General features: G+C 59.7%; 6 protein-coding genes. 3 read left to right on the forward strand and 3 right to left on the reverse strand.

Features of this window, described 5'->3' with window-relative positions; translation table 11 throughout:
• Positions 1 to 5 precede the first annotated feature (5 nt).
• From rsmG to AC1DLO_RS06555, 3 genes are all read left to right on the forward strand, one after another.
• The gene (gene rsmG, locus AC1DLO_RS06545) at positions 6 to 656 is read left to right on the forward strand and encodes a 16S rRNA (guanine(527)-N(7))-methyltransferase RsmG (protein WP_184741284.1); all 651 of its coding nucleotides are present in this window, start codon (positions 6 to 8) and stop codon (positions 654 to 656) included.
• A gap of 86 nt (positions 657 to 742) precedes the next feature.
• A complete protein-coding gene (locus tag AC1DLO_RS06550) occupies positions 743 to 1,798 on the forward strand; it encodes a ParA family protein (protein ID WP_476888871.1) in 1,056 nt (351 codons plus the stop codon).
• Between the two features lie 67 nt (positions 1,799 to 1,865).
• Positions 1,866 to 3,056 (forward strand): ParB/RepB/Spo0J family partition protein, encoded by a 1,191-nt coding sequence (locus AC1DLO_RS06555; protein ID WP_476888872.1) that lies wholly within the window; start codon positions 1,866 to 1,868, stop codon positions 3,054 to 3,056.
• Between the two features lie 6,357 nt (positions 3,057 to 9,413).
• On the opposite strand, the gene trxA is transcribed toward AC1DLO_RS06555, so the two are convergent.
• From trxA to AC1DLO_RS06570, 3 genes are all read right to left on the reverse strand, one after another.
• The gene (trxA, locus tag AC1DLO_RS06560) at positions 9,414 to 9,740 is read right to left on the reverse strand and encodes a thioredoxin (protein WP_184741286.1); all 327 of its coding nucleotides are present in this window, start codon (positions 9,738 to 9,740) and stop codon (positions 9,414 to 9,416) included.
• Between the two features lie 36 nt (positions 9,741 to 9,776).
• Complete coding sequence (gene trxB / locus AC1DLO_RS06565; RefSeq protein WP_476888873.1) at positions 9,777 to 10,733, reverse strand: thioredoxin-disulfide reductase; 957 nt, start codon at positions 10,731 to 10,733, stop codon at positions 9,777 to 9,779.
• A 302-nt stretch (positions 10,734 to 11,035) separates the two neighbouring features.
• Complete coding sequence (locus AC1DLO_RS06570) at positions 11,036 to 12,676, reverse strand: ABC transporter substrate-binding protein (RefSeq protein ID WP_476888874.1); 1,641 nt, start codon at positions 12,674 to 12,676, stop codon at positions 11,036 to 11,038.
• Positions 12,677 to 12,812 lie beyond the last annotated feature (136 nt).

Consider the following 12,812-nt stretch of genomic DNA (forward strand, 5'->3'; position numbering starts at 1 on the left):
GGATCATGGTTGACATCACGGCAGCCGAATTGCAGGCGGCAGAGAAGATTTTTGGTGACCGTCTGGGGCTCGCGCAACGGTACGTAGAACATTTGGCGACGTCGGGGACCGAGCGCGGGCTGATCGGCCCGCGTGAAGTTCCCCGCCTCTGGAGCCGGCATGTTCTCAATTGTGCCGTCATCGAGTCGGCCATAGCCCACGGAAGCCACGTTGCGGATGTAGGTTCAGGTGCTGGGCTTCCCGGCTTGTGCTTGGCGATTGCACGTCCTGACCTTGAACTCACGTTGATCGAACCGCTCGAGCGCCGGGTTATCTGGCTCCAGGAGGTAGTGGATGATCTGGGGCTGGATAATGTCACCGTCATGCGCACCCGGGCTGAGCTTGCGGTGGGAATGGTCAACGCTGACGTCGTCACAGCGAGGGCGGTCTCTGCTTTGTCCAAGCTAGCTGGCCTGACCATTCCCTTGCTTAACGGCAAAGGCGAAGTGGTGGCGATCAAGGGTCGCAGCGCTGCCGAAGAGATTGAGCAAGCAGCAAAGGTCATCCGCAAGCTCGGAGGTGTGGAAACATCCGTTGTGGTTTGTGGACAGGAACTTTTGGAGGAACCCACCACAGTGGTGAGGATCGTCGTCAACAAACAGCGGAAGATCCCTTAGTTTCGGCGCTGTGTCCCGCGTGTCCGCAGCCGAGCGGTTAAGCTAGAGAACGGCAGCTAGAGCCGAATGAGAGTGAGAGTGTGACAGTGGGCAGTAGCGAAACCTCCACGCAGCGGATCCCGCCGTTTATTTCCCTGGGGTCCGCGCGGGCTATGGCTGCGCCCTCGGCGTCGTTTGAATCCGCGCTGATGCGCACGAATTTGGTTGCAAATGCCGCTGTTTCACGTGAAACCTTGATTGTCGGAGACGACAACGTCATGGACTCCATCGATGACTCCAGTCCGATTGCGCGCCAGCTCGCCAACGAGACCAGACGCCGCGAACGGCTGGTGGGACGCGAGCTGCCCAAGCCTGAAAAGACACGTATTTTCACGGTGTCCAATCAAAAAGGTGGGGTGGGAAAGACCACCACGACGGTCAACATCGCGGCCGCTTTGGCTTCTGCCGGACTCAATGTCCTGGTGATCGACATAGACCCCCAGGGCAATGCATCCACCGCTCTTGGAATTGAGCATCACGCTGACGTTGACAGTATTTACGATGTACTGATCAATGACCTGCCACTGCGTGACGTCGTGGCTCCTTGCCCCGACATTCCCAATCTCATCTGCGCGCCGGCCACGATTCACCTGGCCGGCGCCGAAATTGAGTTGGTCTCCCTCGTTGCGCGTGAACAGCGCCTGCGCCGTGCAATCGATGTGTATTCGAAGGAACGAGCGAAGAACGGTGAAGGTCGCCTGGACTTCATCTTCATCGACTGCCCGCCGAGTCTGGGCCTGCTGACCGTCAACGCCTTTTGCGCGGCCAGCGAGGTTCTCATTCCCATCCAGTGCGAGTACTACGCGCTGGAAGGCCTTAGCCAGCTCCTCAAGAACATCGAAATGATCCAGAAGCATCTCAATGCCGATCTGGTCGTTTCCACCATTTTGCTGACGATGTACGACGGCCGCACCAATCTTGCTGCACAGGTGGCGTCGGAAGTTCGCCAGCATTTCCCGGACCAAGTTCTCGGCGCCGTGGTTCCGCGCTCTGTGCGCATTTCTGAGGCGCCGAGTTACCAACAGACGGTGATGACTTATGATCCGTCATCCAGCGGCGCGTTGTCCTACATGGAAGCCGCAGCGGAAATCGCCGAGCGCTAGACTTTCTGAATCACTGCAACATCCTTGGCGGGCTTCATTCTTGCCATTCCACCGGAGGGACATACTAATGAGCGAAAAGCGACGAGGCCTGGGTAGGGGTCTTGGGGCTCTCATTCCCAGCTCCGCTTCGGCTGGTGCATCGGGCAACGGCGTTCCGGCATCGCGCCCCGTGGATCTCTTCTTTCCCGAGGCGCGCAAGGCACCAGAGACGGCGGATATTCCGGGGGTGCTTGAGACTGAGGTAGCGAAGAGCTCTCCATCGCGGGGTTCTTCGCCCAAGAGTTCGACGGCGGCAGCGACTCCGGCGGCTAAGTCGCCTGCGGCTAAAGCTCCCGCCAGCTCAAAGCCAGCCCCGGCGAAGGCAGCTACTGCAGATGGTGCCGAAGACTCCGTTTCTGACACTGCTCCTGTGGCAGCGCCTGAGGTTGAGCTGGTAGAAGTTCCAGGTGCGCGTTTCGCCGAAATTCCCGTTGGTGACATCCACCCCAACCGCAAGCAGCCGCGCAGCGTCTTCGATGAGGACGACATGGCAGAGTTGGTTCACTCCGTCAAGGAAATCGGCGTCCTCCAGCCAATTGTTGTACGTACCTCAACCGAAAAGGGTGGAGAACCGTATGAGCTGGTGATGGGTGAGCGACGCTGGAGGGCAGTTCAGGCCGCGGGCCTCGAAACTATCCCGGCGATCGTCCGTGACACCAACGACGATGACCTCCTGCGCGATGCTCTGTTGGAGAACCTCCACCGTAGTCAACTAAATCCCTTGGAAGAGGCGGCTGCATACCAGCAGCTGCTTGAGGACTTCGGTACCACCCATGAGCAACTGGCGGATCGAATTGGTCGCTCCCGCCCGCAAGTGTCCAACACTCTTCGTCTTCTTAAGCTTCCTCCTCTGGTTCAACGGCGCGTCGCCGCTAGCGTATTGTCGGCCGGTCATGCGCGCGCATTGCTCGCACTTCCTGACGCGGCGGCAATGGAGCGTCTTGCACAGAAGATCGTTGCTGAAGGAATGTCGGTGCGTGCCACTGAAGAGGCCGTGGCACTATACCAAGATCCTACCGTCCCACCTAAGAACAGCATCCCGCGCCCTAACGCACGCCACGAGCGCCTGGATTACCTCGCTTCGTCTCTTTCTGATCGTTTGGACACCAACGTGAAGATCACGTTGGGTGCCCGCAAGGGTCGGGTCAGCATTGAGTTCGCGAGTGTCGAAGATCTCAACCGCATCATGGATGTCTTGTCCCCCGACGCCGAGGGCTAGTCTGTCCGATTTCTATGAAATGGGGTTTGCTTCTGAGGGAGCAAACCCCATTTTTGTTCGTCTCGGTTGCTGCGCGCGTGTTGTTCGTCTTGGCTCTTGGCGCGCGCCGCTTCTGTGTTCGATTCCCAGCTGCTCGTGCCGGTGCTGAGTCAGAACGATCAGGCGCTTCTTTTGGCACTTCTCTGCTGCAGGGCCTTCCTGCGGGGAGCAGGCTATTCCCTGCAGCGCGGGTGACGTGCCACATGTGCCGGTTGCCTAGCGGTCGCGGTATTGTTCCAGTGCCTTGTCTTGGCAGGTGTTTCACGTGAAACACCTGCGTGCTGTACGGTGTCGCGATGGGCGGAACGCGCCCATGTATTTGCGTCCTGGCGATCCGATCCACCACGTGGTCCTCTCAAGAACTGTCGAGATTTGTTCGGGCTCTTGTGACTCGGGAGTGCTGGAGGACTGGATGAGCGGTTGTCCGGACGTTTTATCTTGGGTGTCTTCTTCGGGATTGGCGGCCACCTCTGTCCGCGAAGGGGGCTGTAGCCCTCGTCGGTGAAGCCTCTGGTGCGGCGTCGGCGCATCATGCGCGGCAACTTTTCCGTGTAGGACGCTGTATAGCTGTAGAGTAGGTGCTATTTCGGGCGCGCGCGGATGTGATGGCCATTCAGGGACGCGCTGCATCGAGACAGTCAGAGTCCTCTCGGGCCTGGCAGTCGATATCGATAAGTTCGTGCTCGCGCGTTTCACGTGAGACAATCGCGGCCGCAATCCCCCGGTACCGATGCCCGAGGATCCCAAAATGGTGGACTCTTGGCTTTCCGCGTTCCTATGTCAAGGCCGTCCTTCAACCATCGCCGACAAGAGGTCCTCTCCTATCTAGATCCATCTCTCGGATTGGTGAATGCTGCTCACGGAAGATGTCTCATCGATGCCCACCTGCGATGCTCTGTTTGTGCGGTTAGTGCACGAAGGACGCGGCGGATGGTGTTGGCTGAGGCCTGTTGCTGCAAGGCCACTACTGGCAGGCCGGAGGCAACCCGCTAGGTATCGTCATTTCGTAACCGGAATCAAGGACTCAGTGTTTCACGTGAAACGTACCGCAGATCTCACGGTCCCTTTTGGCGTCCGAGTCGGGTTGCTGGATCGCGCCAGTGTTCCATTTGCGCGCCAATGTTCCATTTGGATAGATGACTCCTTTGCTGTTTCACGTGAAACGAGAACATTGGAGCTGGGCAACACCGACCCAGGGCGACGTCTCCGCGCGGAATTGGGAGTCCACTCGCAGTCCGGTAGCTTCTGCTTTAGGCAGATGCCGTGCGGCAACCGGGCGGGACAAGTCTGTGGCTCGTCTGGTTCATGAACTCACCCTTGAAAAGGTGAGAGTCTGTCACTTGCGGGCCCGTTCTATCCCCAAAGGAATTCCGGGCTCACGCCGTACTCCCGGTCCGACCCATTCTCGGCTGCGTCGAATTGAATTGCGTGGTGCACTTTTCCAGCATCTCGCGCCGCAAAATTTGTGAACATGCCCCCTAGGATCGCTTGCACGTTGAGTTCCAGGTTTCGTTTCAATGAAGGCATGGCTCTGGGAATCGGCTCTAGGACTGCGTTCCGATGAATGTGTGTATAGCCACGAGTGGATCCGGCATCCGCTTGCTGGGGCCGCCCGCTACCCTCCGGGTCACGCCGAATGCCCGTGCCTCGTGCGCTCCGCTTCGTGCTCTGCGTTCTGTGATTAGCGTCCTTGCCTGTGTGACGGTCTGCGAACTGTCGCAGTGATCATGTGTTGTTGATAGCCATATCCGATCCCGGGATGACAGTCGGAATGTTCGGGATTGTAGCTCGCGTGGTTTCGCGATGGCAGGCTGAGGATTGCGAGCGGGCCCGTTCTCCTGGTCCGGTGCCGGCTGATGCCGGCCGGCGACCCGCTCGTAGGGCGATTGTTTCCACACCTTGGATTCCTGCTGGTGGGGTCTTGCTGAAGTGCCGCGCGCACGCTTGTGGGGGCGGGAGCACGGGAAATCTACATCGTGTCATGGTTTCCCTGGCCTTTGAAGCGGCTCCCTAAGCTGGGCTATCGTCTCCGGGCTGAATGCTGTGCGAGCCGAGAGGATCTGTTTGACTTGAAGTTTCCCAGGCTGGCGCTGAGGTGAGGGATACGGTGCGTCACCGGCTTTTTGAAGAAGTGCGGTCCGACTCCGCCTACGCAGCATGGCTCTCGTTGGGCTGGTGATTGTAGGGTCGGCCAGAAGCCCCGTGCTCGGACTTTGGGTGTAGTTGGTGTTTGGTCGAGCTGTTCGCCCCGAAATTACAGGCTGCGCGTATCCCGGGAACTTAGGCATCCTTGAGTCCCCAATGCTTTGATGCCTGACGGCTCCTAACCAGCGAGGGTGTGGCATGGATTAGATTATGCGGAGTAGGGGAAGCGGCAGTAATCTCTGCTCCTTCTCATCTGTATTAGCAGGCCTCAGTCTTCGTTGTCAGCAGTCGTCTACTCCCCCCTCAGCGAGCCGGGTGTCAGCGAGCAGTTGGTTTTGCGTCTCTGGATGGGTGCGACACTAGTAAGCTCGCATGGAGTCTTGCGGTTCCCATTGCGAGCATTGGTGGACTAGGACGGTGTTTGAGGCCAGGGCCAGGGCCAGGGCTGAAGTTTGGGCATAGGGCTTGCTGCCTCGTGCCGCGACGACCGATCGGTGCCTTGAGCTGCCCCTGTCTGGTGAAGGCAGGAAGTGTTAGCGACGAGCTGTCGCCGTGCTGGATTTGCGTTCTCGAGTATTACGGAGGCTCGGCCCAGAACGAGTTTGAGGACTGGCCGACTGAGCCCCGGCGACGCTTCGGAAAGTCATATCTGGTGTCGCTTCGAGACCGTCGTTTTCGTATTCGAGCCTGAGACGGCCGCAGAGAGTGTCGACGAACAATCGGGCGTACAGCGCCGTGGCAGGTCCACTCACGCGTTTGCGAGTCTCAGAGAGCGTAATGCCTTCCTGTTGAAAAGTCCGAGACTCCCGGTGGATATCGTTGTGGATAACTCTGTTGATAACTCTTCTGCTCACTGCGACTAGCAGTCTCAAATCTGTTTACGTCTGCCCGGTTCGCCGCCGGATTTTCGAAGTAGTCAGGCTCCCTGCTGTCCCGTTTCACGTGAAACAAGACAGCAAGCCAATAGTTGGACCAAATTGGGTCTTTTGGCTCGGATTTTGGCCAGTTCTGGCCCTTTTGAGGCCGATCTCCGATATCTGACAGGTTCGACCGTGCCCTGATCCTGCGGTCGGGCCGCGATACCCGTACACCGCCGATCTTGCTCGAACAGCAGCGCGGCTGTGGGCAATCTTCTGGCCGGTGGATATCGCTGTGGATAACTATGTGCATAACTTTACGATCATCGGTGGATATCTTCCCCTCGTCGTGAGTGTGAGTGGCACCACCATAGGTCATCCGTTGGTGTATCACGGTTCGACGATCGCGGGCAGCAATGGCATTCAGAACCTCCAAGCTCTGTTAAAGGGAAGGCCGGCGCCGCGGTCTCCCTATGTTTCACGTGAAACGACGGCTGCGCCAACGGACTCCTGTGCCGGACCCCTCCGTGCTCTGGAGAACAAGCTCAACGCCCACACGAGGCATCGCGTCGCTTGTTGGAGTCGATGCCGTACGCAGCTATTACGCAGCTATTGTGGCAACGCCAGCTTTGGGAGCCCTGGTTCCTCATGCCCCGAAGGGCTAGCTGTTGACGTGCGTCATCTGTGGAAAATGAGTAGGTGCCTCCCGGACACTCTTGGGGGCTGAAGCTGGTAGACCCAGGGCGCACCCATAGACTCCAACTTTGAACCTAGTTCCAAGACCGCAGATCGTAGGTAGAGGCCTACCGGGAGCACTGTTGTCGCGTAAGGTGGCGGACGTCCGTACCAAAACCTTCGGTCCGATGTCTTCGCGCGAGCGACCGGTTCGCTGTTGTTGGGGCAAGGCTTCACTCCGTCGGCCGCGTAGGCCCCCGGCAGACGGCAGATACTCAGGGTTGGCGGACCCAGATGTCAACCTTGAGCTTAAGAGCGGCCCAACGCTAGAGGGATTCCGAGCATGGTGCGAATGGTCGGGGGGTTGCTCCTCCCCTCGGCAGACACAGGGCGACTGGTTGCGCTAACCTGGCGAACCGTTACGCTCGCGTATTTGTATAGAAGGAAGTACCGATTGATCTCGATGGTGATCTGGCGATTGCACGCAGAGAGTGTCTAGAAGGTGGACTAGAGAGCATCTAGGAAGGCGAAAGCTTGAGATAGTGCCCTGGTCCCCGAGCGAGTCTGGCGCACGTCGCGGAGAGCGGTGCACAACGCCAGCGATGGCCGACGGATGCCAGCCAAATCGCGGGGATAAAGGTGCTCCATTCAAGGCTAGTGCGAGTTGACCAATGGGTGTGTTTGACTCGGACTCCCAATCCTGCCCACGGCAAGGCGGGTCCTGCTGGGCGCCGCTCTATCGTCAACACTCTGCCGGTCTCCTAGAACTGTTTCAAAAGCCGACGGCGGTGTATTCCTAATTTGCGGCGGCCACTGCATCTAGGAAGGCTGTCGGGGTTCTCCTGATCTCAATGAGATGGGGCCTGCCGAGTGCGATGCGCTACGCTTCAAACCTTGGTCTAAACTCCAATTTCCATGCTCTTGCTCGCTAGGCCTGACTCAAAGGCAACAATCCACAAACGAGGGGGCAAGCGGCTAACCACGGAAGCCGGAATATGAGGTCCGCCCGTCTCATTCCCCATAGCCGATCGCTGCGATCCTACCGCGTGTCTGGGATCAGCCAACGTGCACTCACGAGGTGTTCGGATTTCCTTGGCTGCATCGTGCGTCCTGACTGCGGGTGGCAGTATCACCCCAAGTGGACTATTAATCAACCGATATAGTCTTAGCATTCCCCCTGCAGTGAGAACCACGTCGCCCCTATCACCAGTTCGGTCAGCTATTGAGAACCCCGGGCCGGGCAGGGCTCGGACCCTACAGGCTGCGGATGCCTGAGTAGCGGGTGCTAGAGCTCGGAGTGGTAGCAAGGGCTCGTCGCAGCTAGCGGGCGGACCGTTTGGAGGCCTGCCTAGCTTCGGCCGAGCATGCTTAGAGCCCAAAGGGCCAGGGGCTCAAGTTACGTTGGGCCCGTATAACATGCAGTTCGCATAGCCTCCAGCGCAAACAATCTGTAATCTGAACACCTCGAGCACGAACAGCCCGCAACCAGATGGGCCCCCGGAGCGGGAGGCGGTCCCTTCTGTTGTCAAAGCTCCAGGACGGTCTCGGTTGGGCATCGTGGTTGCGCAGCTAGGCGCTGCTCAAGGCGGTGAACCCCTTCGTGCTGACGCCCATCAGGATTCACTTCCACTACCCTGGTGGAAACAAATTTCGCACTCTGGACGCTCGCCGCGCCTGTTGACGGCTACTGCACAGACAAGAGCCTCGGATTAAGGGTACTTCTGCTGTGCCAAACGGTCCCCCGTGTCGCAGGCTGCCTTTGCTCTAAACGCATGCGTCGTTTCACGTGAAACAACGGGAGGAGCTGGCGCCAACCCCGCGGCCTCATGCGTAGAAGCCACTAGGGTGATCTGCCATTTTGCGTTGGCTGTGAGGGTTCGTCACCTCGATCAAGAAGCGTGGGCGAGCGTATGGTCACACGAGCACGGGCTTGCCGAGCACAGCTGTCCACACCAACCAAGGAGCAGCGTGCTATTCGTACCCGCTATCGCCTAGGGAGACGTCATTTGAGGCAATGCGCTTGAAAGGCGCGTAGGCAACAAGCGCCACGATTGAAGGAACCGCAGGATGCGCACTGCAAGTTCGTGGGTGTTTCACGTGAAACAATCCCTAAGAGCGCTGCTTCAATTTCTCCTTCGACTTCGCACCAAGATGCATCCATAAGCCCGGCAGGGGCACGTCTTGTTTCACGTGAAACGGCGCCCTGGGCTTCTAAGGCCCTTGCGCCAAGGCAAGGAGTTCCATGCCTGACACGACGAAAAGGCGTCCTCTGGCAAGAGGCTTCCCAGGGGGCTCAAAAGCACGGGAAGGGGAAATTCCGCGCGGCCAACCACTAACTCAACTGCAATCCACCCCTACCCCAGATAGCCAGATAGGTGAAAGCCAACTTCGCAAATGAATGGCTTTCCCTCAAAATTCGCTGGTTTTGAAATGGAAAAAGGTTCCTGATGCGTGAATTGAGCCCGGAGCTGCCGGGGCCGGAGCCGTCGCGCCGGCCCAGAGCCGCCCGGCACGAAAGACGCAGACGCGAAAGAGCGCGGACACGAAAAAGCCGGTGGCTCCCGCTCACAAGCAAGAACCACCGGCTGAGCCAGGAGGCGTCACAAAAGAGCGGCGCCCGAACCCAAGGACAGAACGAGTCTTAGGAGAGGACGGACTCAAATTCCTTTTCGAAGAACTGCTTCGGCTTAGCGCCGATAACCGTGCTCTTCACTTCTCCCCCGCTGAACAGGTACACGGCTGGAATTGACGTGATGCCGTACTCCGCGGCAATGGCCGGGTTGTCGTCGACGTTGAGTTTGACGACGTCAACCTTGTCTCCGTATTGAACCGAGATTTCGTCGAGGATCGGGCCCAACTTACGGCACGGGCCGCACCACTCTGCCCAGAAGTCCACGATGACCGGCTTTTCAGCGGCCAGGACGTCGGTGCTGAAACTGGCGTCGGTAACGTCTTTAGCGTTGCTCATAATTCTTTCCCTTCGAATGGATGGCTGCTGTGCCGATTAGGCGTGCAGGTCTGCAAGATAGTGTTCGACGTCCAGGGCCGCGACACAACCGGAACCCGCGGCCGTGATGGCCTGCCGGTAGGTGGGGTCGACGACGTCGCCGGCAGCGAAGACGCCCTTGATGCTCGTCTTGGAACTGCGGCCTTCGACGGCGATGGTGCCCTCTGCGGCCAACTCCAGTTTGCCCTTCACGAGTTCGGTGCGAGGGTCATTGCCGATGGCCACGAAAACGCCGGTGACGGCGAGTTCGGACTCGGCGCCGTCGACGAGGTTTTTCAGCTTCAAGCCGGTCACCTTGTCACCGCCGATGACGTCCTCGACGGCGGTGTTCCACACGAAGTTGATCTTCTCGTGGGCCTGGGCGCGATCGCCCATGATCTTGGAAGCCTTCAGCGTGTCGCGGCGGTGCACTACAGTGACGGACTTGGCGAACTTGGTGAGGAAGAGAGCCTCCTCCATGGCCGAGTCGCCGCCACCGATCACCGCGATGTCTTGGTCCTTGAAGAAGAAACCGTCACAGGTTGCACACCAGCTCACGCCGTGGCCAGAAAGACGCTTTTCGTTCGCCAGGCCGAGCTCCCGGTAGGCGGAACCGGTCGACAGAATGATCGCCCGTGCCTTGAAGGTCTCCCCCGTGGCGATGGTCACCGTCTTGATGTCGCCGTCGAGACCTAGCTCGGTGACATCCTCGAACTGGATCTCTGTCCCAAAGCGTGCCGCCTGCTTTTCGAAGTTCTCCATGAGATCAGGTCCCATGACTCCGTCGGGGAATCCCGGGTAGTTTTCGACGTCTGTTGTGTTCATCAGTTCGCCACCGGCAGTCACAGAACCGGCGATGAGCAGCGGGTTCATGTTGGCACGTGCCGTGTAGACGGCCGCCGTGTAGCCGGCAGGCCCGGAGCCTACGATGATGACATCACGTACTTCGGACGCGGTGTTTTCTGCGTTGCTCACTGTTGGGTGAACCTCTTCCTTAGTCGATGCACCGGATTATCGCGGCCGGCCACATGGCACAACCCCATGGCGGTGTCGAATATTCCGGTGTTTCCGGGGACCCTAATATCCACCACCATTCAGGGTACCTTCTAGCGGCGCAGGGCATCGAARGGGCACGGGCTCCGTTACCCGAGTTGACGGTCCACGTGACAGGAGCACACGGGAAGGGACACCGAGGCGGGAGCACTCGCGACGGTCAGGCGAGGCCGAAAGCTGCCGCCCGCCGTCGACTACTGGACGTTGATCTACTGGTCCGTGACCTATTGGACCTTGATCTCGGCGAGGCGCAGGCCGAAACCGTAGCGCGTCTTGGGCGCGGTGAGCTTGGGCAGCGACTTGATGGAGATGATCACGTACTGGGCTGTTGCGGGGGTGCTGAGCGGCATGGTGAGTTCCGGCGAAGTGAAGCTGTTGGTGCCTACCAGCTTGGCGCCGTCCATCGCCGGACGATCGTTGGTGTACACACTGATGTTGCCACCGGACGCACCCAACTGGCTCAGAGTGACGGACTTGACTTGCGCGGGTCCCTTGAGCTTGACCAGCAAGGAAACCCCGTCAGGTGCCAGTCCACCCCAGTCCGCAGTGGCGAACTCCATGTCCGACCAGTAGCTCGCGGCATTGCCGTCGTAAGCCTTAACCAAGTCCTTGTCATACGTCGCCGCAAACTCGAAATCGCCCATGCGGGTGACGCCGTCAATGACCGGAGGGGCTGCGACTGCGGTGGCCGACTCGGTGCTGCTCGGCTGTCCGGATCCTGTTTGAGACGCTGGAGTGGACTGCTTGGCCGCGGGAGCGCCGCCCGGGATGAGATTACCGAGATTCGTGACTGCAAGAATCAATCCGACAATCAGGACGGCGGCCAGGACGCCACCCACGAGCCACCGGAAAGAACGGGGTTCACGCACTGGCTCGTCGTCGTAGTATTCGTCCTCGTCGAGAGGATCGGCTTGCGCCCGGGCCGTGGCCGGAAAACTCGACGCTCCCCGGCTGTACCCGCCTGCGGCAGCGCCGGCAGCACCGCGGGAGGTGGCGGCGTCGTCGTTGACGAAACCGTAGTCGTCCTCCGACCAGAGCGAGACCTTGGAGTCCTGCGCAGGGTTCGCGGACGTCGGCGCAGAAGGAGTCGACGCTGGAACGGCCTGCGTCGCCGGCCCCTGCTGGATCTGCTGGGGGGCAGTCTGGCTCTGCTGGACAGTCGAAGCCGCCTCGGTGGAAGCGGCAGCCTCAGACGTGCGCTGCCCGTCGTCGTTGCTTTGCTTGCCGGCACCCTTCACAGCCGCAGCGGCCGCGGCGGCGGCTGCCCCAGCTCCCGCTGCCGCAGCAGCGATGCGGGAACCAATGCCCCCAGAAGCCGACGCCGGCTGGCCAGCAGGCATGGGAGGAACCACCGGGCGGCGCGGGTCTTCGGTCGACGGAGCGGCTGCTTGCGATCCACCAGCCGGGTTGGGCTCGACGTCGTCGTAATTGATGTATTCGGCGTCGTGCTCTTCGTCGTCGTACAGTCCGTCGTAGGTTTCGGGCTCGTGGGACCGGGCCTGGCCGAAGATCTCGCTTCCAAGCGTGTCCGTGAAGAACGGCTCGACGTACGGCGGGTTGGTGGCTACCACGAGGTCCAGCAGGTCAGGAGCACTGCTGTGGTTGGTGATGAGGTAGGTGGTGCTGTCGCTGACGCCGAGGTCGAGGATCTGGACGTGTCCGGGCCGTTCGCCGGTGGCCACTTCGCGGGCACTCTTGGCAACCTGATCGGCATTTCCAGGGCCGGCCACGAGGATACTGACGGGTCTGTTGAGGACCTGGTCGACGCCGTCGAGCACCAGATCTTGGTCGTGTGAAGTCAATACGGTGGCTGTGACTTTGTAGCGGCCGCCAAGCACTGATCCGACATCGATCGGGTGGGACACGGGTTCCTCCTAGACTGTCCGGAAGCTGCGGGTCCTGAATACGGGATCCGGCCAGCCGGGTGACCCGTGGTCTGCAACTACCTGTATTAGTTTCTGATCCTAGCGGATTGGGCCGTTCTGACTCCCGGTTTGCGCC

Source organism: Arthrobacter sp. 01T419 (assembly GCF_056398865.1).

Coding starts and splice junctions, on each gene's coding strand:
- rsmG (WP_184741284.1), top strand. CDS start 6: ATGGTTGACATCACGGCAGCCGAATTGCAGGCGGCAGAGAAGATTTTT.
- AC1DLO_RS06555 (WP_476888872.1), top strand. CDS start 1,866: ATGAGCGAAAAGCGACGAGGCCTGGGTAGGGGTCTTGGGGCTCTCATT.
- trxA (WP_184741286.1), bottom strand. CDS start 9,740: ATGAGCAACGCTAAAGACGTTACCGACGCCAGTTTCAGCACCGACGTC.